15 protein-coding genes, 4 tRNA genes and 1 pseudogene are annotated in these 23,530 nt (G+C 63.8%); 12 read left to right on the top strand and 8 right to left on the bottom strand.

The features are described 5' to 3' along the window. Window positions 1-12 precede the first annotated feature (12 nt). The 3 genes from ACIP02_RS21085 to ACIP02_RS21095 all read left to right on the top strand — a co-directional run bounded on the left by ACIP02_RS21085 (window position 13) and on the right by ACIP02_RS21095 (window position 3,009). On the top strand, window positions 13-744 hold the full coding sequence (locus ACIP02_RS21085) for a GntR family transcriptional regulator (protein WP_400620088.1): 732 nt from the start codon (window positions 13-15) through the stop codon (window positions 742-744). A gap of 132 nt (window positions 745-876) precedes the next feature. Then, window positions 877-2,151, top strand: coding sequence for an MFS transporter (locus tag ACIP02_RS21090; protein WP_400620090.1), 1,275 nt, complete (start codon window positions 877-879; stop codon window positions 2,149-2,151). A gap of 24 nt (window positions 2,152-2,175) precedes the next feature. Continuing rightward, the gene (locus ACIP02_RS21095; protein ID WP_400620093.1) at window positions 2,176-3,009 is read left to right on the top strand and encodes an amidohydrolase family protein; all 834 of its coding nucleotides are present in this window, start codon (window positions 2,176-2,178) and stop codon (window positions 3,007-3,009) included. 180 nt (window positions 3,010-3,189) lie between these two features. Here the strand turns inward: ACIP02_RS21095 and bglX are convergent, their stop codons facing one another. Further along, window positions 3,190-5,460 carry a beta-glucosidase BglX gene (bglX, locus tag ACIP02_RS21100; protein WP_400620307.1) on the bottom strand — a complete coding sequence of 757 codons (2,271 nt, stop codon included), beginning with the start codon at window positions 5,458-5,460 and terminating at the stop codon, window positions 3,190-3,192. Window positions 5,461-5,648: 188 nt separating this feature from the next. Between bglX and ACIP02_RS21105 the strand changes: the two genes are divergently transcribed. Continuing rightward, the gene (locus ACIP02_RS21105; RefSeq protein WP_400620096.1) at window positions 5,649-7,526 is read left to right on the top strand and encodes an MFS transporter; all 1,878 of its coding nucleotides are present in this window, start codon (window positions 5,649-5,651) and stop codon (window positions 7,524-7,526) included. A 9-nt stretch (window positions 7,527-7,535) separates the two neighbouring features. Here ACIP02_RS21105 and sugE read toward each other — a convergent pair whose 3' ends face one another. The 3 genes from sugE to rdgC form a co-directional block, all read right to left on the bottom strand. Further along, on the bottom strand, window positions 7,536-7,853 hold the full coding sequence (gene sugE, locus ACIP02_RS21110; RefSeq protein WP_201206982.1) for a quaternary ammonium compound efflux SMR transporter SugE: 318 nt from the start codon (window positions 7,851-7,853) through the stop codon (window positions 7,536-7,538). A 229-nt stretch (window positions 7,854-8,082) separates the two neighbouring features. Next, window positions 8,083-9,048: a bile acid:sodium symporter family protein gene (locus tag ACIP02_RS21115; protein ID WP_400620099.1), complete on the bottom strand. Its 966-nt coding sequence runs from the start codon at window positions 9,046-9,048 to the stop codon at window positions 8,083-8,085. Between the two features lie 185 nt (window positions 9,049-9,233). Next, a complete protein-coding gene (rdgC, locus tag ACIP02_RS21120) occupies window positions 9,234-10,154 on the bottom strand; it encodes a recombination-associated protein RdgC (protein WP_201206984.1) in 921 nt (306 codons plus the stop codon). Between the two features lie 216 nt (window positions 10,155-10,370). Between rdgC and ACIP02_RS21125 the strand changes: the two genes are divergently transcribed. The 4 genes from ACIP02_RS21125 to ACIP02_RS21140 all read left to right on the top strand — a co-directional run bounded on the left by ACIP02_RS21125 (window position 10,371) and on the right by ACIP02_RS21140 (window position 10,872). Next, window positions 10,371-10,446 (top strand) — tRNA-Val (locus tag ACIP02_RS21125). Between the two features lie 13 nt (window positions 10,447-10,459). After that, window positions 10,460-10,536, top strand: a tRNA-Asp gene (locus ACIP02_RS21130). A 170-nt stretch (window positions 10,537-10,706) separates the two neighbouring features. Further along, window positions 10,707-10,782, top strand: a tRNA-Val gene (locus ACIP02_RS21135). A gap of 13 nt (window positions 10,783-10,795) precedes the next feature. Next, a tRNA-Asp gene (locus tag ACIP02_RS21140) sits at window positions 10,796-10,872 on the top strand. A gap of 219 nt (window positions 10,873-11,091) precedes the next feature. Here ACIP02_RS21140 and map read toward each other — a convergent pair. After that, window positions 11,092-11,867, bottom strand: a pseudogene (gene map / locus ACIP02_RS21145) (type I methionyl aminopeptidase). Window positions 11,868-12,205: 338 nt separating this feature from the next. On the opposite strand from map, the gene ACIP02_RS21150 reads away from it, so the two are divergent. The 4 genes from ACIP02_RS21150 (at window position 12,206) to ACIP02_RS21165 (ending at window position 20,808) form a co-directional block, all read left to right on the top strand. Beyond that, window positions 12,206-16,231, top strand: a complete 4,026-nt coding sequence (locus tag ACIP02_RS21150; RefSeq protein ID WP_400620102.1) for a molybdopterin-dependent oxidoreductase — start codon at window positions 12,206-12,208, stop codon at window positions 16,229-16,231. A 293-nt stretch (window positions 16,232-16,524) separates the two neighbouring features. After that, window positions 16,525-19,077: a nitrite reductase large subunit NirB gene (gene nirB, locus ACIP02_RS21155; RefSeq protein ID WP_400620105.1), complete on the top strand. Its 2,553-nt coding sequence runs from the start codon at window positions 16,525-16,527 to the stop codon at window positions 19,075-19,077. Continuing rightward, on the top strand, window positions 19,077-19,439 hold the full coding sequence (nirD, locus tag ACIP02_RS21160; protein WP_400620108.1) for a nitrite reductase small subunit NirD: 363 nt from the start codon (window positions 19,077-19,079) through the stop codon (window positions 19,437-19,439). Before nirB ends, nirD begins: the two co-directional genes overlap by 1 nt. A 412-nt stretch (window positions 19,440-19,851) precedes the next feature. Beyond that, entirely contained in the window at window positions 19,852-20,808 is a 957-nt protein-coding gene (locus ACIP02_RS21165; protein ID WP_400620111.1) for an RHS repeat-associated core domain-containing protein, read from the top strand. 160 nt (window positions 20,809-20,968) lie between these two features. Here ACIP02_RS21165 and ACIP02_RS21170 read toward each other — a convergent pair whose 3' ends face one another. Genes ACIP02_RS21170 through ACIP02_RS21180 form a run of 3 tightly spaced genes read right to left on the bottom strand, consistent with a single transcriptional unit; the run spans window position 20,969 to window position 23,463 of the window. Continuing rightward, entirely contained in the window at window positions 20,969-21,919 is a 951-nt protein-coding gene (locus tag ACIP02_RS21170; RefSeq protein ID WP_400620113.1) for a 2-hydroxyacid dehydrogenase, read from the bottom strand. Between the two features lie 56 nt (window positions 21,920-21,975). Then, window positions 21,976-22,734, bottom strand: coding sequence for an SDR family oxidoreductase (locus ACIP02_RS21175; RefSeq protein WP_400620115.1), 759 nt, complete (start codon window positions 22,732-22,734; stop codon window positions 21,976-21,978). Between the two features lie 18 nt (window positions 22,735-22,752). After that, complete coding sequence (locus ACIP02_RS21180) at window positions 22,753-23,463, bottom strand: fumarylacetoacetate hydrolase family protein (protein WP_400620118.1); 711 nt, start codon at window positions 23,461-23,463, stop codon at window positions 22,753-22,755. Window positions 23,464-23,530 lie beyond the last annotated feature (67 nt).

The raw sequence follows: 23,530 nt of genomic DNA on the forward strand, positions 1-23,530 counted from the left end.
AGAGCGAGACCCATGCACCCATTGACCGGTGATGCTCGACTGCCCCGCTACCAACAGCTGCGCGACCACATGGTCGAGCAGATCGCCAACAACCGCTGGCGCCCAGGCGAGGCGATCCCGACCGAAGCCGCCCTGGCCACCGAGTTTGACATGTCGGTCGGCACCGTGCGCAAGGCTGTCGATGTGCTGGTGGCCGAAGGCGTGCTGGAGCGCCAGCAGGGCCGCGGCACCTTCATCCGCCGCCCGCAGTTCCAGTCTTCGCTGTTCCGCTTCTTCCGCTTCGAAGCCGCCAACGGCGAGCGCCTGGTGCCAGAAAGCCGCATCCTTTCCATCGAGCCGCTCGCCGCGCCATCGGCCGTGGCTGCGGCACTGGGCCTGGCGGTTGAAGCCGACGTCATCCGCATCATCCGCACGCGTCTGCTCGGCGCCCAGCCGGTGCTGGCCGAAGAAATCTGGCTGCCGCGCCAGACCTTCCAGCCGCTGCTCGATGTGGAGTTGAACAGCAAAGGCCCGTTGTTGTACCCGATTTACGAAGAGCTGTGCGGCCAGGTCGTCGCCTACGCCGAAGAGACCCTGACCGCCGAAGCGGTTGACGCCGTGCATGGCCGCCTGCTGCAACTTCCGGCCGACAGCCCGGTAGTGGTGATCGAGCGCCTGGCCCGTGACTACGCCGGCAAGCCGTTGGAATGGCGCCGCTCGCGCGGCCATGCGCAGCACTTCCGCTACCGCATCGACATCCGCTAAGCCGGCCGCTGCACCCGTTTACCCGTATGCGCCGTGCTGTCACGGCGCAGTGGCTTCGCCTGCCCGGTCGCCAGCGCGCCAAGCACTTCGGCACGCCCGGCCGTAACACACACGACTACAAGGATAACAACCATGTTCAGCTGGTATCGCCAGATCACCTCACGGGAACGCAAGACGTTCTGGGCCTGCTTCGGCGGTTGGTCGCTCGATGCGCTGGAAGTGCAGATGTTCGGCCTGGCCATCCCCGCGCTGATCGCCGCGTTCTCCCTGAGCAAGGGCGATGCCGGCTTGATCAGTGGCCTTACTCTGGTGACCTCGGCCATCGGCGGCTGGCTGGGCGGCACCCTGTCCGACCGCTACGGCCGCGTGCGCACCTTGCAGTGGATGATCCTCTGGTTCTCGTGCTTTACCTTTCTCTCGGCGTTCGTCACCGGCTTCTACCCGCTGCTGTTCGTCAAAGCCATGCAAGGCTTTGGCATCGGTGGCGAATGGGCTGCCGGTGCAGTGCTGATGGCCGAAACCATCAACCCGAAATACCGCGGCAAAGTCATGGGCACGGTGCAGAGCGCCTGGGCCGTGGGCTGGGGCCTGGCGGTGGCGCTGTTCACGCTGATCTACTCGCTGGTGCCGCAGGAGTTCGCCTGGCGGGTGATGTTCTTCGTCGGCCTGTTGCCGTCGCTGCTGATCATCTGGGTGCGCCGCAATGTGCCCGAGCCAGACAGCTTCCAGCGCCTGCAGAAAGAAAACGCCATCCCCATCAGCTTCTTCCAGTCCATGGCCGGGATCTTCCGCCCGGAACTGCTGCGCGTGACCTTGCTCGGCGGCCTGCTTGGCCTGGGTGCCCACGGTGGTTACCACGCCGTGATGACCTGGCTGCCGACCTTCCTCAAGACCGAGCGCAACCTGTCGGTGTTGAACTCTGGGGGCTACCTGGCGGTGATCATTCTGGCCTTCTGGTGCGGTTGCGTGGTCAGCGGCCTGCTGATCGACCGCATCGGCCGGCGCAAGAACATCTTGTTGTTCGCCCTGTGCTGCGTGCTGACCGTGCAGGCCTACGTGTTCTTCCCGCTGAGTAACACGCAGATGCTGTTCCTCGGCTTCCCGCTGGGCTTTTTCGCCGCCGGTATCCCGGCCAGCCTGGGGGCGTTCTTCAATGAACTGTACCCCGCTGAAGTGCGCGGCGCCGGGGTGGGCTTCTGCTACAACTTCGGCCGCGTGCTGTCGGCCGTGTTCCCGTTCCTGGTCGGCCACATGAGTGAGTCGATGTCGCTGGGCAGTGCCATCGGCATCGACGCCGGCATTGCCTATGGCGTGGCCGTGATCGCTGCCCTGTGCCTGCCGGAGACTCGCGGGCGCAACCTTGAATCTGCACCTGCGCCGGAAATGGCCGGCGCGGTCGCCAAGTAACCTGACCTTGTTTGTATGAGAACCATGCCTGACGCTCCTGCATTACACCTGACCGCCATTGACAGCCATGCCCACGTGTTCAGCCGTGGGCTGAACCTGGCCAGCGAACGACGTTATGCGCCCAGCTACGATGCGCCACTGGGTGACTACCTGGGCCAGCTGCTGGCCCACGGTTTCAGCCATGGCGTACTGGTCCAGCCCAGCTTCCTCGGGACCGACAACCGCTACCTGCTCAGCGCCCTGCAGACCGTGCCGGGGCAGCTGCGCGGGGTGGTGATGCTGGAGCGCGACGTCGAGCGTGAGGCATTGGATGAAATGGCCCGGCTGGGCGTAAGGGGTGTTCGCCTGAACCTTATGGGCCAGGCGCTGCCCGAACTGGCCGGTGCCGAATGGCGGCCGCTGCTGGAGCGTATTGGCGAGCAGGGCTGGCACCTGGAATTGCATCGGCAGGTGGCGGACATACCGACACTGGTGCAGGCGCTGCAACCTTATGGCCTGGACATCGTCATTGACCACTTTGGCCGGCCCGATGCCCGCCGTGGGCTGGGGCAGCCCGGGTTTGCCGAGCTGTTGACCCTGGGCGGGCAGGGCAAGGTGTGGGTAAAGGTGTCGGGGATCTATCGGCTGGAGGGCTCGCCTGAGGAAAACCTGGCATTCGCCCGCTCGGCGCTGTGTGCGCTGGAGGCACATTACGGGGCTGAGCGGTTGCTGTGGGGCAGCGACTGGCCGCACACCCAGCATGAGACGGCGGTCAGTTATGCCACTGCTGTCGAACAGTTCGAAGCCTTGGGTTGTTCGGCTGAACTGCGCCAGGCGCTGTTGGTGGATACCGCTCGGGCGTTGTTCGGTTTCGAGTGATGCAGCGCCTGCTCCGGCCCTTTCGCGGCTAAAGCCGCTCCTACAACAGGCTACGTTTCCATTGTAGGAGCGGCTTTAGCCGCGAAGAGGCCAGAACAGGCACACGCAGCAATCACAGCCTGCACACAAGTGGCAGCGCAACAGGATCAGGTTTTCGCGAACCTGATTGGTCGCAATATTTCAGGGCATCAGCTCAAAGCTGGCCGTCTGCACGGTTTGCGAGTCCAGCCCGACCATCACATCAAACCAGCCGGGCTCGCTGACCCAGCGCAAGTTTCGGTCAACGAAACTGAGCGCAGCGGGGGAAAGTTGCACCGTCACCTGACGTTCCTGGCCGGGTTCGAGGGCCAGCTTCTCAAAGCCTTTCAGCTCTTTAACGGGGCGGCTCACCGAGGCACTGCGATCGCGAATGTACAGTTGCACGACGGTTTCCCCTGCGCGCAAGCCCTCGTTGCGCACCGTTACCTGTACTTGCAGAGCCTGCCCGGGCTGCAGGCGTGCGCTGGACAAACGTGGTGCCGAGACACTGAAGTCGGTGTAGCTCAAGCCGTAGCCAAAGGGGTAGAGCGGCGTATCGTCGATGTCGTAGTAACGCGAGCGGTAGACGGATGGCCTTGCCGGATCGAACGGCCGGCCGGTATTGAGATGGTTGTAGTACAGCGGGATCTGGCCAACGCTGCGCGGGAACGTCACCGGCAGTTTGCCGGACGGGTTGTATTCACCAAACAGCACATCAGCAATGGCATTACCCCCTTCGCTGCCGCTGAACCAGGTTTCCAGCACGGCGTCGGCCCATTGGCTTTCGTCGCCGATGGTCAGCGGCCGGCCATTCATCAGCACCAGCACCAGGGGTTTGCCGGTCGCTTTCAGCGCGCGCAGCAGGGCACGTTGCTGCCCCGGCAGGTTCAGGTCGGTCCTGCTGGCGCCCTCGTGTGACATGCCGCGGGCCTCGCCCAGCGCCGCTACCACCACATCCGCCTGACGGGCGACGGTCACCGCCTCGGCAATCATGGTTTCAGTTGGGCGTGGGTCGAAGCTGACCTGATTGTCTGCAAGCAGGGCGAATGCCTGCGGGTTGTCACTGATGTTTGCCCCTTTTGCATACAGCAGCGTTGCTTTGCCAGCCAGGCCACTCTGCAGCCCCTGGCGCAACGTCACTGCCTGGTCTGGCTTGCCGTTGGCGTGCCAACTGCCAAGAATATCCACGGCATTGTCGGCCAAGGGGCCGACTAGGGCGATGCGTGCATGCCGGCTCAACGGCAGTGTCTGATCGTGATTTTTCAGCAATACCAGCGAGCGACGCGCCATGTCCCTGGCCTGGGCGCGGTGCAAGCGTTGGTCTTGGTTTGCCGGGGCGCCTTGTAGATGGCGATAAGGGTCATCGAAGAGGCCAAGTTCGTACTTGGTAGCCAGCACCTGGCGTACGGCGCTGTCGAGTTGCTGCGCTGTCACCTCCCCCAGCGTGACCCGGCGAGGTAGGCCGTACGCGAAGTAGCGGTCTCTCATGCTCATCTGCGTGCCGGCAGTGAATGCCGCCTGTGCGGCCCGTTCACCATCCTCGGCCACGCCATGGGCGATCAACTCCTCGACGGCGCCGTGGTCACCGATGACCAGGCCGTTGTACTGCCATTGCTGGCGCAGTATGTCGTGCAGTAACCAGCCGTTGGCGGTCGCCGGCACCCCGTCGAGGCTGGTCAGTGCGGTCATCACAGCGCCGGCTCCGGCATCGACGGCGGCCTTGAAGGGCGGCAGGTAGTCTTGCACAAGGCGCCGTGCACTCATGTCCGTGGTGTTGTAATCGCGACCGCCTTCCACCGCGCCGTAGCCGGCAAAATGTTTGACGCAGGCCATCAGGCTATCCCTCGCTCCCAATGTCGGCCCCTGTAATGCCGGTATCACTGCTTCGGCAATGCGCGACGTCAGATAGGTGTCTTCGCCATAGCCTTCCGACATCCGGCCCCAGCGTGGGTCGCGGCTGATGTCCAGCATCGGGGCGAAAGTCATGTCCAGGCCAATGGCGGTGGCTTCGCGCGCGGCTATCCGGGCGCTTTTGCCGATCGCCTGCAAGTCCCAGCTGGCAGCCTGGCCCAGGCTGATAGGGAATATCGTCTGCTGGCCGTGCAGGACATCCCCGGCAAAAAACAGCGGAATGTGCAGGCGGCTGCGTTGGGCTGCTGCCTCCTGCAGTTCGCGCAGGCTTGCCTGGCTGGCAGCGGGGGAGGTGAACATGGCGCCGACATGCCCGTCGACAATGCTGTCTAGCTTTGCCTGTGGATTTGGGCCAGCGCTGGCGTACTCCATGCGCAACTGGCCGACCTTTTCCTGCAAGGTCATCTGCCCGACAAGGCTGTCGAGCAGCCTGTCCTTGTCTGCTTGCACGTCGCTGGCAGCGGCGCTGTTGGCTATCAGCCACACGGTCAGGGCCGCAGTTGCACGGCACACGGTAAACATGCGCGCTCTGGCGAGTCGTCTTGTCATTGTGCTGACTCTTGGCTGATCGAACCCGGACAGTGGCGCCTGGACGATGCAACTCGCTACTGGTAGTTCTGTCAGTTGACTTCGACGATGTGGCTTTGCATGGCCCGTATGCAATCTAATAAGGCAACTGCCATTCGTGGCTGAACCCAGGACCAAGGACGATGAGTCACTCCTCGCAATTCACCTTGCTCGGCAAGCGGCGCTTCCTGCCGTTCTTCATTACCCAGTCGCTGGGTGCCTTCAACGACAACCTGTTCAAGCAGTCGCTGATTCTGGCGATCCTGTTCAAGCTCAGCCTGGGCGACGGTGACCGGTCGATCTGGGTCAACCTGTGCGCCTTGCTGTTCATCCTGCCGTTCTTCCTGTTCTCGGCACTGGGCGGGCAGTTTGGCGAGAAGTTCGCCAAGGACGCGTTGATCCGTGCGATCAAGCTGGCCGAAATCGCCATCATGGCGATCGGCGCACTGGGTTTTATCACCAACCACCTGGCGCTGATGCTGGTGGCGCTGTTCGGCATGGGCACGCACTCGGCGCTGTTCGGCCCGGTAAAGTACTCGATCCTGCCCCAGGCCTTGCGGGAGGAAGAGCTGGTCGGTGGCAACGGGCTGGTGGAGACCGGCACCTTCCTGGCCATCCTCGCTGGCACCATCGGCGCCGGGGTGATGATGTCGGCCGACAGCTACGCCACGGTGGTGGCCGGCGGCGTGGTCGGCACCGCGGTGCTCGGCTACCTGGCCAGCCGCTGGATCCCGCGGGCGGCGGCCGCCGCGCCGTACATGGCGCTGGACTGGAATATCTTCAAACAGTCGTGGGCGATTTTGCGCATGGGCCTGGGCCAGCCGCCGGCGGTGTCGCGTTCGATCGTCGGCAACTCGTGGTTCTGGTTTGTCGGCGCCATCTACCTCACACAGATCCCGGCTTACGCCAAGGACTGGCTGCACGGTGACGGCACCGTGGTCACGCTGGTGCTGACGCTGTTCTCGGTGGGCATTGCGCTGGGCTCGTTGCTGTGCGAACGCCTGAGCGGGCGCAAGGTGGAAATCGGCCTGGTGCCGTTCGGCTCGTTCGGCCTGACCCTGTTCGGCCTGCTGTGGTGGTGGCACTCCGGCGATGTGCCGGCCGCCGCGGCGCCGCACGACTGGCTGGCGCTGCTGGGCATGCGCCAGGCCTGGTGGATTTTGCTGTCGATCGTCGGCCTCGGTGTGTTCGGCGGCTTTTACATCGTGCCACTCTATGCCTTGATCCAGGCACGCACCGCCGAGGACCAGCGCGCCCGGGTGATTGCCGCCAACAACATCCTCAATGCCTTGTTCATGGTGGTGTCGGCGGTGCTCACCATCGTCCTGCTGGGCCTGGCCGAGCTGAGCATCCCGCAGCTGTTCCTGGTGGTTTCGCTGCTCAATATCGCGGTCAACGCCTATATCTTCAGGATCGTGCCCGAGTTCACCATGCGTTTCCTGATCTGGCTGCTCAGCCACTCGATGTACCGCGTGCAGCACCGCGACCTCGAGCGCATCCCTGACGAAGGCGCGGCGTTGCTGGTGTGCAACCACGTTTCGTTCGTCGACGCGCTGCTGCTGGGCGGGGCCATTCGCCGGCCGATCCGCTTTGTCATGTACTACAAGATCTACAACCTGCCGGTGCTCAACTTTGTGTTTCGCACGGCCGGTGCCATCCCGATTGCCGGGCGCAACGAAGACCTGGCCACCTACGAGCGGGCGTTCGCGCGGATTGCCGAATACCTGGCCGATGGCGAACTGGTGTGCATCTTCCCGGAAGGCAAGTTGACCGGGGATGGCGAAATCGATGTGTTCAAGGGCGGCGTCAACCGCATCCTCGAAGAAACCCCGGTGCCGGTGATTCCGCTGGCCTTGCAGGGCTTGTGGGGCAGCTTCTTCAGCCGCGACCCGGGCAAAGGCTTCTTCAAGCGTTTGTGGTCGCGGGTGACCATCGTGGCCGGCGCCGCCATCCCGGTGGAGGCGGCGCAGCCAGATGCCTTGCGGGAGCAGGTCAGCCGCTTGCGCGGTAACCTGCGTTAGAGGCGGGGGTTAGCTGGCGCTGACTTTCAGGCCGACCAGGCCAATGATGATCAGCGCCACGCTGGCCAGGCGCACCAGCGCCATCGACTCGCCAAACAGGATGATGCCGGCGATGACCGTGCCCACGGCGCCAACGCCGGTCCAGATGGCGTAGGCGGTGCCCAGCGGCAACTCCTTCATGGCCAGGCCCAGCAGGCCCAGGCTGATGGCCATGGCGGCAACGGTAAGTACGGTGGGCAGTGGCTTACTGAAGCCGTCGGTGTATTTCAGGCCGACGGCCCAGCCAACCTCGAACAGGCCGGCGAAGAACAGGATGATCCAGGACATGGTGCTTCTCCATCGTTGCGAATGATGGGGCCGTCCCCGGAATGGTCACGCAGTGCGTCGTGAGGCCGTCCTCACAGTGGGCACCATGGTGCACACCTGGAAGGTTCAGGGCAAGCCTGTACCGGCCCTTTCGCGGGTGAACCCGCTCCTACAGGGACCGCACAATGCTGAAACATGTGCGGTCCTTGTAGGAGCGGGTTCACCCGCGAATAGGCCCGGTCAGGCACCATCAATGCCTGGCCGGTTCCCCGCCTTCAGCCTCACCCCCAGGCTCCCCCATCCGCCGGAACCAGGTCGACAGCAGCGCCCCGGAAATGTTGTGCCACACGCTGAACAACGCGCTCGGCACCGCCGCCAACGGCGAAAAATGCGCCGCCGCCAACGCCGCCCCCAGCCCGGAGTTCTGCATGCCCACCTCCAGCGCCAGCGACTTGCGCTGGGCCAGTGGCAGCTTGCACAGCTTGCCGGTCAGGTACCCCAGCAGATAGCCGAAGGTGTTGTGCAGCATCACCACCGCCATGATCAGCAACCCCGACTCGGCGATCTTCGCCTGACTGGCCGCCACCACCGCGCACACGATCATCACGATGCTTACCACCGACACCAGCGGCAGCACCTGCACCGCCGCCTGCACGCGGGCACCGAGCAGGCGCTGGGCCACGACCCCTAGCACGATCGGCAGCATGACCAACTGCAGGATCGACCAGAACATGTCCATGAAGGACACCGGCAACCAGGCCGAGGCGAGAAACCAGATCAGCGCCGGGGTCAGCAGCGGTGCCAGCAGGGTAGTGACTGCGGCAATGGCCACGGCCAGTGCCAGGTCGCCACGCGACAGCCACACCATCACGTTCGACGCCGTGCCGCTTGGGCAGCAACCGACCAGGATCACGCCCACGGCTATTTCCGGCGGCAGGTGGAATAGCTGGCACAGCAGCCAGGCCATGCCCGGCATGATCACGAAGTGCGCAACCACCCCCAGCATCACCCGCCACGGCTGGCGGGCGAGGGCGGCGAAGTCGTCGAGCTTGAGGGTGAGCCCCATGCCGAACATCACCAGCCCCAGCAGCGGCACGATGGCGACCTTGAGGGCAATGAACCATTGCGGTTGCAGGAAGGCCAGCACGGCGAATACCAGCACCCACAGGGCGAAGGTATTGCCGACGAAGCGGCTGAGGGCGGCGAGGGCACGCATGGGGGGCAATTCCTTTTCTATTTATAGCTTTGTGAATTTCAAGGGCCTCTTCGCGGGTGAACCCGCTCCTACAGGGACTCCACCATATTCAGGCCTGTGGTGATCCTGTAGGAGCGGGTTCACCCGCGAAGAGGCCGGTACTGTCTCAGGAAATCTCCCAGGCCAGCACCGGCATTTCATATCACTCAGACCCCTTGCGGAATCTCCTCGCCACCCAGCGCCTCGAACAACACCGGCAGGAACTCGGCAAAGGTCATCATCATCAGCTGGAAGCTGGCGTCAAACTGCTGCGCAGCCTCATCACCACCATCCTGCTCGGCTTGCTCCTGCAGCAGCTCTTCGAACTTCAGGCGCTTGATCACCATCTTGTCGTCAAGGATGAACGACAGCTTGTCCTGCCAGGCCAGGGCCAGCTGGGTGACCACCTTGCCAGTGCTCAGGTGCAGCTGGATTTCCTCGCTGGTCAGGTCCTGGCGCTTGCAACGCACGATGCCGCCATCTTCGGCGGTGTCGCGCAGTTCACACTCGTCCAGTACATAGAAGCCTTCGGCGGCCTGTTGCGACTTGACCCAGTCGGTCATGGTGGCAACCGGGGCAATTTTAACGGTGGCCGGGCGTACTGGCAGCGAGCCCATCACTTCACGCAGGGTCGACAGCAGGTCTTCGGCACGCTTGGCGCTGGCCGAGTTGACCAGGATCACGCCCTGGCGCGGGGCGATGGCGGCGAAGATCATCGAGCGGCGGATGAACGCGCGTGGCAGGAAGGCCTGGATGATCTCGTCCTTGATCTGGTCGCGTTCCTTTTTATAGACCTTGCGCATCTGCTCGGTCTCGATCTCTTCGACCTTTTCCTTGACCGCATCGTTGACCACGCTGCTCGGCAGGATGCGTTCTTCTTTACGTGCGGCAATCAGCAGGTACTCGCCGCTGACATGCACCAGGGGAGCGTCTTCGCCTTTGCCGAACGGCGCGACGAAACCATAGGTGGTCAGCTCCTGGCTGGCGCAGGGGCGGGCCGGCTTGCTGGCCAGGGCGGCTTCCAGCGCTTCAGGCTCGAACGGTACATCCTGGGTCAGGCGGTAGGTCAGCAGGTTCTTGAACCACATGAGGGGCAATCTCTCCTTAATGCATAAGGCGGGCATTATTCTCCGAGCAGTGCTCTCAGGCCAACCCTGTCAGAGGGCCAGCAGCCGGATATGCGTGAAGAAAATGCCCGGCACCGCTAGGTCTTTGAAAGGCCTGAGGTTTTTTTTGAAAAAAGTTTAAAAAGTGCTTGCCAGGGTGTAGGGCCGTCCGTAGAATGCGCGCCACACCGAGACGAAGGGTGATTAGCTCAGCCGGGAGAGCATCTGCCTTACAAGCAGAGGGTCGGCGGTTCGATCCCGTCATCACCCACCACTCGATGTATAGCGCAGCGGTAGTTCAGTCGGTTAGAATACCGGCCTGTCACGCCGGGGGTCGCGGGTTCGAGTCCCGTCCGCTGCGCCATATTCCACTTCCAGGGCCCACTGAACACCCGGAAGTAACAGAGAAAGCGACCTTAGGGTCGCTTTTTTTGTGCCTGAGATTTACGGGCTGATTTAAATGTAAAAAATCTTCGATAAGTGCTTGCCAGAGCGCCAAGTCGCCCGTAGAATGCGCGCCACACCGAGAGACATGGGTGATTAGCTCAGCCGGGAGAGCATCTGCCTTACAAGCAGAGGGTCGGCGGTTCGATCCCGTCATCACCCACCACTCGATGTATAGCGCAGCGGTAGTTCAGTCGGTTAGAATACCGGCCTGTCACGCCGGGGGTCGCGGGTTCGAGTCCCGTCCGCTGCGCCATATTCCACTTCCAGGGCCTACTGAACACCCGGAAGTAACAGAGAAAGCGACCTTAGGGTCGCTTTTTTTGTTTGTGCGTTCTGCAAGGTTTCATTGCCTGTGGGATCTTGGGGCCGCTTTGCGGCCCATCGCGACGCAAGGCCGCTCTCAGGCAGTGACGCGGTCTCCTGTAGGAGCGGCCTTGCGTCGCGAAAGGGGCGCAAAGCGCCCCCGGCAATCTCAGCGGCGAAGCTCCTCTTCCCGCAACGTCAACACCTCAAACCCATCCTCAATCACCGCCACCGTATGCTCCCATTGCGCTGACAAGCTGTGGTCCCGGGTAATCACCGTCCAGCCATCCTTCAATTCGCGGGTACCACGCCCACCCTGGTTGATCATCGGTTCGATGGTAAACACCATGCCCGGCTTCAGCTTCATGCCCATGCCACGCTGGCCAATGTGCAGCACCTCCGGCCCTTCATGCATCTGCTGGCCAATGCCATGCCCGCAGTATTCGCGCACCACGCTGTAGCCCGCCGCCTCGGCATGGGCCTGTACGGCATGGCCGATATCACCCAGCGTTGCGCCAGGGCGCACCTGCTCGATGCCTTTCCACAGCGCGTCATAGGTGGTTTCGACCAGGCGCCGGGCTTCATCGCTGATCTGTCCGATGCTGTACATCTTCGACGAGTCGGCAATGTAGCCCCCCTGTTCCAGGGTGATATCGACGTTGACGATCGAGCCTTCCTTCAACACTTCGTCGGCCTTGGGCATGCCGTGGCAGACCACATGGTCACCGAGGTATTGAGCGAGTAGGGGAAACCGTACTGGCCCTTGCTCGCTGGCCGTGCCTTGAGCGTTTCGACAATGAACGCCTCGGCGCGGTCGTTGATCTGCATTGTGGTCACGCCCGGGCGGATGAAGCTGTCGAGGTCGGCAAACACCTGGGCCAGCAGTTGGCCGGCGCGGCGCATCAGGTCGAGTTGGGCGGGGGTCTTGAGGATCACCTGGGACATGGGGGGAGGGCGGTTGCTCATGCTGGAATGTGCCCCAGCATAGCGCCTGGGGGTGTGAGGTTGCCACCGCATGGTGCGCTGCCTGTGCCGGCCTCTTCGCGGGTGAACCCGCTCCTACAGGACAGCGTCGCCCGCAGGCCTTGTGATATCCCTGTAGGAGCGGGCTCACCCGCGAAAGGGCCGGTACAGCTGGCCCATAAATTGCTGATTCACCGCTATCCCGGGCCATCAACGTCGACAGCCCACAAAACCTCACGACAAAGGCGCCGTGTTGCCCCGCTTGCTTCAGCAAGCCGGGGCAGCCGGCGCCTTTTTGCGTTTTCCACAGGAGCCCGCCCATGGCCATCAGCGAAGTGCGCAGCGTTTGCCCCTACTGCGGCGTCGGTTGCGGCATCGTCATGAGCGTTGCCGATGGCAAGGTCGGCAAGATCAGCGGCGACAAGCAGCACCCCAGCAACTTCGGTCGCCTGTGCACCAAAGGCCTCACCGCACATGTGCCCCTGACGGCCGCCGGGCGCATGGAAGATGCCTATGTGCGCCAGCAACGCAGCCAGCAACCGGTGCGCACCAGCATCGACCAGGCCATCGCCGTCAGCGCTGCTCGCCTGCGCGCCATCATCGACCAGCACGGCCCCGATGCCGTGGCGCTGTACGTGTCGGGGCAGATGTCGCTGGAAGCCCAGTACCTGGCCAACAAGCTGGCCAAAGGGTTTATCCGCACTCGCCACATCGAGTCCAACTCGCGGCTGTGCATGGCCAGCGCTGGCAGCGGCTACAAGCTGTCGCTCGGCGCCGACGGCCCGCCCGGCAGCTACCAGGACTTCGAGCACGCCGACGTGTTCCTGGTGATCGGCGCCAACATGGCCGACTGCCACCCGATCCTGTTCCTGCGCCTGCTCGACCGGGTCAAGGCCGGCGCCAGGCTGATCGTCGTCGACCCACGGCGCAGCGCCACCGCCGACAAGGCCGACCTGTTCCTGCAGGTGCGCCCGGGCAGTGATATGGCTTTGCTCAACGGCCTGTTGCACCTGCTGCAGCGTAACGGCCACACCCACCCCGACTTCATTGCGCGCCACACCGAAGGCTGGGCCGAACTGTCCGCCTTGCTCGACGACTACACCCCTGAGCGTGTGGCCGCCATTACCGGGTTGGCCGAGGCCGACATCATCCAGGCGGCGCAGTGGATCGGTAGCGCCAATAACTGGATGAGCTGCTGGACCATGGGCCTGAACCAGAGCATCCACGGCACCTGGCACAGCAACGCAATCTGCAACCTGCACCTGGCCACCGGCGCCATCTGCCGCCCCGGCAGCGGGCCGTTCTCGCTGACCGGCCAGCCCAATGCCATGGGCGGCCGCGAGATGGGTTACATGGGCCCGGGCCTGCCAGGCCAGCGCTCGGCACTGGTGGCGCAAGACCGCGCATTTGTCGAGCAGCAGTGGCAGTTGGCACCCGGCAGCCTGCGCAGCGAAGGCGGCGAGGGTACAGTGGCGCTGTTCGAACAGATGAAGACCGGCGAGGTGAAAGCCTGCTGGATCATCTGCAGCAACCCGGTGGCCAGTGTCGCCAACCGCCAGCAAGTGATCGACGGGCTGCGCCAGGCCGAGCTGGTGATTACCCAGGACGCCTTCCTCGACACCGAAACCAACCGCTACGCCGACATCCTGCTGCCCGCCGCGCTATGGGCCGAAGGCGAGGGCGTGATGATCAACAGCGAACGCAACCTGACCCTGATGCCGCGTGCTGTCGAGCCGCCGGGGCAGAGCCTGCCGGATTGGCAGATCATCGCCCGCGTGGCGTGTGCCATGGGTTACGCCGATGCTTTCGACTACCCCGACGCCGAAGCGGTGTACGAAGAAATCCGCCGCTTCCACAACCCGGCAACCGGCTACGACCTGCGCGGCATCGGCTATGCCGAGCTGCGCCAGCAACCCCGGCAGTGGCCCAGCGCGCCGGGTCGCGAACACGACCGCAGCCCGCTGCGCTACCTCAATGACGGCAGCAGCCAGGCGCTGCTGCTCGATGCCTACGGTGAGCGCCCGCCGTTGGCCTTCCCGACTGCCAGCGGCAAGGCGCGCTTCTTCGCCCGGCCCTGGTTGCCGGCACCAGAGTTGCCGGATGACGACTACCCCCTGGTGCTCAACACTGGCCGTGTGCAGCACCAGTGGCACACCTTGACCAAGACCGGCAAGGTGCCGGCGTTGAACAAGCTGGAACCCGGCCCCTTCGTCGAGATCCACCCTGAAGATGCCGCCCGGCTGGGCATTGCCGAAAAGGATCAGGTGGCCATTCGCTCACGTCGCGGCCAGGCCGTGTTGCCCGCCCGTATCAGCGACCGGGTGATGCCCGGTCACTGCTTTGCACCGTTTCACTGGAACGACCTGATCGGCGAGCAACTGGCAATCAATGCCGTGACCTGCGACGCGGTCGACCCGCTGTCGCTGCAGCCTGCATTCAAGCACTGCGCCGTGGCCCTGGAGCGGGTCGCCGGCGAACGCATCGACACCCTTGAGCTGAACCCTGCCACTTCGGAGCCTGCCCGCATGCCGACCGCCACCCTGTCCCGTCTGCTTGGCCTGGACGCCCTGCCAGCTCCGGTGCTGGCCGAAGAGGAACGCCACTACCTGCAAGGCTTTCTGCTGGGCCTGGACCAGGCCCGCGCCGAAGGCGTGCCCAGCCTGCCGGCCAGTGCGCCGCTGGCAGCCAGCCGCCGCTTGTTCGTCGATGGCCTGCTGGCCGGGCTGTTTGCGCAACCGGCGGCATTACCGGTCACCGCCCAGGCGGCGCCGCGGCATCAGGTGCTGTGGGCCTCGCAGACCGGCAACGGCGAGCGGCTGGCCGAACGCTGTGCCGAGCGCCTGCGCAGCGCAGGCCTGCAGGTGCAGCTGAACGGCATGGAGGCGGTCAGCCCGCAGCAGCTTCAGGGCGCCGCCAGCGTGCTACTGATCGCCAGCACCTTTGGCGATGGCGATGCGCCCGACAGCGCGGCGAGTTTCTGGCAGGCCTTGCACGGCGAGCAGGGCGCCCATTGCGCCGAACTGCCGTACGCCGTGCTGGCCCTGGGCGACTCCAGTTACGACCAGTTTTGCGGCTTTGGCCGCAAGCTCGACCAGCGCCTGGCCGAGCTGGGTGGGCGCCGCCTGCTGCAACGGGTGGACTGTGAGCCGGACTTCGACGAGGCCTTCGCCGGCTGGCTCGAGGCGTTGTTGCCGGCCCTGGGCAGCAACGCTGCGCCGCAGCCGGTCAGCGAGCCGGCACCCAGGGTGGCCTACAGCAAGCAGCAACCCTGGGCTGCCCGCCTGCTGGAAAACCGCCTGCTCAACGGCCCCGGCGCCAGCAAGGAAACCCGGCAACTGGTGTTCGACCTGAGCGGCAGCGGCTTCACCTATTGCGCCGGTGATGCCCTGGGTGTGTGGCCGAGCAATTGCCCGGCCCTGGTCGATGAACTGCTGGTGCTGATGCAGCTCGATGGCCAGGCCATGGTCGAGCTGAAAGGCCTGCCCGCCATGCCACTGGCCGAGGCCCTGCAAAGCCATCTGGAAATTGCCAGGGTCACCCCACAGCAACTGCAGGCATTCGCCTACTCTGCACCCGAGCTGCAGCGTTTGCTGCAGCCCGAGTGCAAGGCCCAGCTGCAGGACTGGCTGTGGGGCCGGCAGCTGGCCGATGTGCTGCGCGCCTTCCCCCAACAGTTGCCACTGGCCAGTTGGCTGGCGTTACTCAAACCGTTGCAGCCGCGTCTTTATTCAATCAGCTCCAGCCCGCTGGCGCACCCGCAGCAGGTGCACCTGACTGTTTCGACGGTGCGCTATGGCGAACGCAAAGGCGTGTGCTCAAGCTTTTTGGCCGACCGTGCGCAGGCGCGTAAGGTGGCGATCTTCCCGCAGGTGTCCAAGCACTTCCGCTTGCCGGAGGACGACAGCGTGCCGGTGATCATGGTCGGCCCTGGAACCGGCATTGCGCCGTTCCGCGCGTTCCTCGAAGAGCGAGAGGCGCGAGGGGCGAAAGGGCGTAACTGGCTGTTCTTTGGCGAGCAGTATGCGGCCAGCGATTTCTATTACCGGGAGCAATTGCAGGCCTGGCAAGCAGCAGGGCACTTGCGCCTGGACACGGCGTTTTCGCGTGACCAGGCCGAGAAGATTTATGTTCAGCAGCGCATGCTTGAACAGGGCGCGCAGCTGTGGCAGTGGCTGGAGGCGGGGGCGTACTTCTATGTGTGTGGCGATGCCCAGCGCATGGCCAAGGATGTGGATGCGGCGCTGCGGAGGATTGTGGCCGAGCATGGCGGGATGGATGCAGCGGCGGCTGCGGCTTATGTCGATAATTTGGGCAAGGCCAAGCGTTATCGGCGGGATGTGTATTGATGTGCTCCAGGATGGGGATGAGTGCACCGTGAATGTGCATGGCTGTGCCGGCCTCTTCGCGGGTAAACCCGCTCCTACACAGGTCTTCATAGCCCCACAAACCGTGTAGGAGCGGGTTCACCCGCGAAGAGGCCAGCACAGGCAACCTGATTGGCACACTCCCTGCTTTACCCAGATACAACAAAGCCCACTGATCAACGGCGATCAACCCGGGCCCCCTACCGTGATGAATACAGGCAAAGGCGCCTGGAGCTTCGGCTCCAGGCGCTTTTTTTTTGATCGAGGATCGGCTTATGAAGGCAACAGTGAGCAGCGTGCAACGAGAGCGACTGGTCATTATCGGCAACGGCATGGTTGGCCACCATTGTGTCGAACAACTGGTCAGCCGCGGCGCCCTGCAGCAGTTCGAGGTGCGGGTCTTCGGCGAAGAGCGCCAGCGCGCCTACGACCGTGTGCACTTGTCCGAGTACTTCGGCGGCAGCTGTGCCGAAACCCTGGCCCTGTGCGAGCACGATTTCTACAACACCCACGGGGTGCACCTGCACCTGGGCGAAGCGGTGCTGGAAATCGACCGCGAGCGCTGCGAGGTGGTCACTGCCGAAGGCCGCTACGGCTACGACCAGCTGGTGCTGGCCACCGGCTCCTACCCCTTCGTACCGCCGATCGAAGGCTCCAGCGGCAATGCTCGCCTGGTCTACCGCACCCTCGATGACCTCGACGGCATTCGCGCTGCCGCCACCGAGGCGCGCCGTGGCGTGGTGGTCGGGGGGGGCCTGCTCGGCCTGGAAGCCGCCAATGCGCTGAAGTCGCTGGGCCTGGAAGCCCATGTTGTCGAGTTTGCGCCACGGCTGATGCCGGTCCAGTTGGACGGCGAGGGCGGTGCCGCGCTCAAGGCGCAGATCGAGGCCCTTGGCGTGGGTGTACACCTGTCGCGCGCCACCCAGTCGATCAGCGCAGGTGAGGCCTACCGCTACCGCATGAACTTCGACGGCGGCGAGTACCTGGAAACCGACCTGATCGTGTTCTCCGCCGGTATCCGCCCGCAGGATGCGCTGGGCCGTGCCTGCGGCCTGGAGGTTGCCGCACGCGGTGGCGTGGTCATCGACAACCACTGCCGCAGCAGCGACCCGCGCATCTTCGCCATCGGCGAATGTGCGTCGTGGAACGGCAGCGTGTTCGGCCTGGTCGCCCCGGGCTACAGCATGGCGCGCAACCTAGCGGCGTTGTTGATGGGCGAGGCGGCAGTGGCGTTTACTGGCGCCGACATGTCGACCAAGCTCAAGCTGCTGGGCGTGGATGTCGGTTCGATCGGCGATGCTCATGGTGCCACCCCGGGGGCGCGCAGCTACCGCTTCATCGACGAAGCCAACAGCGCTTATCGCCGCCTGGTGGTGGATGCCAGCGGCAAGCACGTGCTCGGTGCGGTGCTGGTCGGCGATAACAGCTACTACGACACCCTGCTGCAGTACGCCCAGAACGGCATCGCCCTGCCGGCCGACCCGGCCGCGCTGATCCTGCCGCAAGGCGGTGGCGCGCCGGCCCTGGGCGCCGATGCGTTGCCCGACAGCGCGACCATCTGCTCCTGCCACAACGTCAGCAAGGGCGCGGTGTGCGCCGCCATCGACAGCGGTTGCAGCGACCTCGCGGCGGTCAAGGGCTGCACCAAGGCCGCGACCGGCTGCGGGGGTTGCGCGGCCCTGCTCAAGCAAGTCTTCGAACACGCGCTGACTGCCCGTGGCGTGGCGGTGGACAAGAGCCTGTGCGAGCACTTCGTCTACACCCGGCAGGAGCTGTATGGCCTGGTGCGGGTAGAGGGCATCCGTACCTTCAGCGAGCTGCTCGAACGCCATGGCAAAGGCCACACCGGCTGTGACATCTGCAAGCCGGCAGTGGGCAACATTCTCGCTTCGTGCTGGAACCAGCCGATCATGGACCCGGCGCTGGTGCCACTGCAGGACACCAATGACACCTTCATGGCCAACATGCAGAAGAACGGCACCTACTCGGTGGTGCCGCGCATCCCCGGCGGTGAAATCACCCCCGACAAGCTCATCGTCATCGGCCAGGTGGCCAAGAAGTACGACCTGTACACCAAGATCACCGGTGGCCAGCGCATTGACCTGTTCGGCGCCCAGCTGCACGAACTGCCGCTGATCTGGGGCGAACTGATTGACGCCGGTTTCGAGACCGGCCACGCCTACGGCAAGTCGACCCGCACGGTGAAGTCGTGCGTGGGCAGCACCTGGTGCCGTTACGGCGTGCAGGACAGCGTCGCCATGGCCCTGCGCCTGGAAGACCGCTACAAAGGCCTGCGCAGCCCGCACAAGCTCAAGTTCGCCGTGTCGGGCTGCACCCGTGAGTGCGCAGAGGCACAGAGCAAGGACATTGGCGTGATCGCCACCGACAAGGGCTGGAACCTGTACGTGTGCGGCAACGGCGGCATGCGCCCACGGCATGCCGAACTGTTCGCTACCGACCTTGACGACGAAACCCTGGTACGCCTGATCGACCGCGTGCTGATGTTCTACATCCGCACCGCCGACAAGCTGCAGCGCACGTCGGTGTGGCGCGAGAACCTGGAAGGCGGGCTGGACTACCTGAAGCAGGTGGTCATCGACGACAGCCTGGGCCTGGCCGCCGAGCTGGAAGCGCAGATGCAGCATGTGGTCGAGCAGTACGAATGCGAATGGGCCAACGCCCTCAACGACCCGGAAAAGCTCAAGCGCTTCCGAACCTTCGTCAACGACCATCGTGCCGACCCGGATGTGCATTTCGTGCGCGAACGTGAACAACGCCGGCCAGCGGCGCCGTTGCACCTGATCCCTACTGTCGAGGAGGCTGTCTGATGAACCTGTCCAATGCTGCTGTGAAAACCCGCGAAAACTGGCAGGCGGTATGCCAAGTGCAAGACCTGGTGGCCGATTCTGGTGTGGTGGTGTGGCTCGACGGTGCGCAGGTGGCGCTGTTCTACCTACCTGGGCAAGCCCAAACGCTGTACGCGGTGGACAACCGCGACCCACGCTCCGGCGCCAACATCATCGGCCGTGGCCTGGTGGGGAGTGTGCAAGGTGAGCTGGTGGTGGCGGCGCCGTTGTACAAGCAGCACTTCAGCTTGCAGAGCGGGGAATGCCTGGAGGATGGCGGGCAGCGGTTGCGGGTGTGGCCGGTGCGGTTGAATGGGGGGGCGGTGGAACTGGCTGTAGCCTGATCAATCGCTGGGGGCGCTTCGCGCCCCTTTCGCGACACAAGGCCGCTCCTACAGGGGATCGCGTACCCTTGTAGGAGCGGCCTTGCGTCGCGATGGGCTGCAAAGCAGCCCCGACAATTTCTGCAATGTCGCTGCAACCCCGGGGCCGCTTTGCGGCCCATCGTAGCGGTTCGTCGCCACGACAAGCCAGCTCCTACAATGGGCCGCGCAGGCCAGAGGATTTATGTAGGGCAGTTGCCGCGCAATGATATCCGCTGTTTTTGAACTGTGGCCCTTGTCAGTGCAGGCTGACCCGCGAGTGGTGGGTACAGGCCTTGTTGCAACTGTTATATCTGCCAGTACATTTGTCTTGATGGTGTGTGCATGATAGGCAGTAGTGCAGAGAATAAAGGTTACTGGCATCGTGTTAACAATGAGTTCAACAACCCGAAAGTATTTCTATGGACGCAAGGGTTTTTCAACACTTGTCAGCGCGGATGATTGTCTCTCCTGCATGCGCTTTGAAACGGGGCTATCAGCCATTCGCCTATCAACCGGTTTAACCAGAATTATCGGCAGCGATGCACAAGGTTCGGTGCTGTCTGAAATTGAAAGTGCGGCTTGCGCTCATCGGTGTTTTACTGTTTACGGACTGGCTGCACCTCGGCCGGTCAAGGATATTGGCTTCAAAGGTGAGCGTTGCGACAGGTTGATGCAGTGCTACCCTCTAGGGAATGGTTACCGTACCTACAGCCCTGTGTTGATGCGCTTTTACAGCGCCGATAACCAATCACCGTTTGGCAAAGGCGGGTTGAATGCTTACGCCTTTGTCAAAGGCGATCCTGTCAACTTGAGCGACCCCAGCGGTCATTCACCAAACGCTGGAAAAGGTGGGGGTTTCTATTACAGGGGGCCCATCAAAGTGATCGAAGGTATGCGGGTTTTCTTTTCTCAGGATGCGTCTGGAACGCGGGTTTTGAACATCGGCGCTCATGGTGTTGCCGGCAGAATCGGAAGTCAGCGGGTCAACCATCCGGCTCGTACAGTTGTGCAAACCTTGCAAAAACATGGCTACGCCATGAACGGGCAGGAAACGCATATCCTGGCATGTAACTCTGCCAACGGCACACCCTCTTTTATTCAAGACATGGCCAACATTACTCAGGCGCCCTCGACAGGCTATCAGGGCAGTTTGTGGACGGATGATAATCGGCCGGCCATGATCAATGGCAGCATGGACAATTACTGGGTCAAGCTGATCAAGACGATGGCTGCTGATGATTCCGATTACGCACGGTTCGCCTATGCGCCTGTCACGGTCAAACCGGCAGTAGCGGCACGGAAACTATCGGATGAGCCAAAAGATTTGGCCACCAAGCTGAGGCAATGATTACCTGAAGCCTAATGCCAGTCAGTTAAAGCTACTGGGGCCGCAACGCGGCCCCAAATTGCTTGACTGACTGGCATTAACCTGAAGCCTCTCTATCATTATTGCCTGTTCCGGCGCTTTCGCGGCGGTTCGACGCCGCGAAAGCGCCGGAACGAGCTGATTAGATCACCAACCCCTGAGGCGTACGCCCGGCAAACACATCCACCAGGCTGGCCACCACCATCTCGCCCATGCGCGTGCGGGTCTGCACTGTGGCACTGGCGCGGTGCGGCTGCAGCACCACATCCTCACGCTCGAACAACGCCTCGGGCGCGCGCGGTTCATCGGCAAACACATCCAGCGCCGCGCCAGCGATCTCGCCAGCCTGCAACGCCGCGATCAAGGCGGGCTCATCCACCAGCTTGCCGCGCGCGATGTTGATCAGGTAAGCCTCGCTGCCCAACGCCCGCAGCACGTCGCGATTGATCAGCGCCTCACCCTTGTCGGCCGCTGCCGCAAGGATCAGCGCATCGCTGTCCCTGGCCAACTGCAGCAGGTCGGCCTCGAACCCATAAGGCACATCCAGCGCCTGCAGGTCGGTATAGCGAATCGGGCAACCAAATGCGGCCGCCCGCTGCGCCACCGCACGGCCGACCCGGCCCATGCCGACGATGCCCACGCGCATGCCCGACACCTGACGCGCCAGTGGCAACGGTGCCAGCGGTGTGGCACTGGTGGCCCAACGGCCGGCGCGTACGAAACGGTCACCGGTGCAGATACCCCGGCACAAGCCAATCAGCAGGCCGATGGCAAGGTCGGCAACGTCTTCGGTAAGGGCGCCGATGGTCGCTGTTACCTGGATGCCGCGGTCGCGGGCGTAGGCCAGGTCGATCGCGTCGGTGCCGACACCATTGACCGCGATCACTTCCAGGTTCGGCAGGCGCGCCATCAGTGCCTGGCTGATACCGGTGTGGCCACCGGTGATCACGCCGCGAATATTGTCAGCATGCTGGCTGACATAGGCTTCCTTGTCAGCCTGTTCGTAGTAGCGGTGTACGGTGAACAACTGTTCAAGGCGCTCACGGATCTGCGGGATGAGGATCGGGCTAAGTTGCAGGACTTCTGGTTTCATCGGTCACTCCATCAGGAACAGGGCTCATCGAAGACAAGGTTCATCGAAGACAAGGTTCAGCCACGGCCAACGAACGGCATGTTGCTGGCCATCACGGTCATGTTCAGTACGTTGGCGTCCAGCGGCAGCGCGGCGATGTAGCGCACCGCGTCGGCCACATGGCGAACGTCGAGCATCGGCTCGGCGGCGATATCGCCATTGGCCTGGCGCACACCACGGGTCATGCGTTCGGACAGCTCGGTCAGGGCGTTGCCGATGTCCACCTGGCTGCAGACGATGTGGTAAGGGCGGCCATCCAGCGCCAGCGCCTTGGTCAGGCCCAGTACTGCATGCTTGCTGGCGGTGTAGGGCGCGGTGAACGGGCGCGGGGTATGCGCGGAGATCGAGCCGTTGTTGATGATCCGCCCGCCTTGCGGCTGCTGGCGGCGCATCAGGCCGAAGGCCGCACGGGCGCACAAGAACACCCCGTCGACGTTGGTGGCGATGACGTTGCGCCAGCTTTCCAGCGGCAACTCGTCGACCGGTACGGCGGGGGCATTGATGCCGGCATTGTTGAAGATCACGTCCAGGCGGCCGTGCACTTCTTCGATGGTGGCGAACAGCTGCGCGACGCTTTGTTCATCGCGCACGTCAGTGGGTACGGCCATGGCTTCGCCGCCCGCTGCCTGCGCCTGTTCGACGACTGCTTGCAGGGGTTCGAGGCGGCGCCCGGCGAGCACCAGGCTGAAGCCGTCTTCCAGCAGGGCGAGGGCAACGGCGCGGCCGATGCCGCTGCCGGCGCCGGTGACCAGGGCGATTTTCTTGTTCTGCTTCATTTCGTCACTCCAGGGTAATCAGGCAGCGTTGGCGGCTTGCCCGGCAGGGCGGGGGCCAACGCGCAGGTGCAGTTCGCCGATACCGTCGATGCCGGCGTGGATCGTGTCGCCCGGGTTCAGCGGCGCCACGCCGGGCGGGCTGCCGGTCATGATCAGGTCACCCGGGCGCAGCGGTAGCTGGCGGGACAGCCGGCTGATGACTTCGGCCAGTGCCCAGGTCTGCTGGCTGATGTGGGCGCGCTGGCGCTCCTGGCCATTGACCTGCAGCCACAGCGCCGCATCCAGCGGCCAGGCGCATTCGCTGGCGGGGACGATGGCAGTCATGGGTGCCGAGGCCTCGAACACCTTGGCCGCTTCCCACGGCAGGCCCTCGGCCTTGGCCTTGCGCTGGTGATCGCGACGGGTCATGTCCAGGCCGGCGGCAAAGCCGAACACGTGTTCCAGGGCATGCTCCGGGGCGATGTCGGCACCGCCCTTGGCGATGGCCGCGACCAGCTCGATTTCGTGGCAGAACTCGTCGGTCTGCGGCGGGAAGGGCAGCTCGCCCGCTGCCTCGACCACATTGCTTGCCGGTTTCATGAAGAACACCGGCTCCTGTGGCGCCGGGCCGTAGGTTTCCGGCCATGGGTAGTTGCGGCCCAGGCAGAACACCCGGCCGACCGGAAAGCGCGCATCGCTGCCGCGGATCGGCAGGCTGACAATGGCCGGCGGGTTGAACAGGTAAGTCATGGGTGGATCCTCCGTGCGGGAGTGGCCAGCGTATGTCACAGGCTGGCCGGTAAAGTTGGACGAAAGC

This window comes from Pseudomonas sp. NPDC089408, assembly GCF_044749445.1.
In the GTDB taxonomy this organism is placed as follows: domain Bacteria; phylum Pseudomonadota; class Gammaproteobacteria; order Pseudomonadales; family Pseudomonadaceae; genus Aquipseudomonas.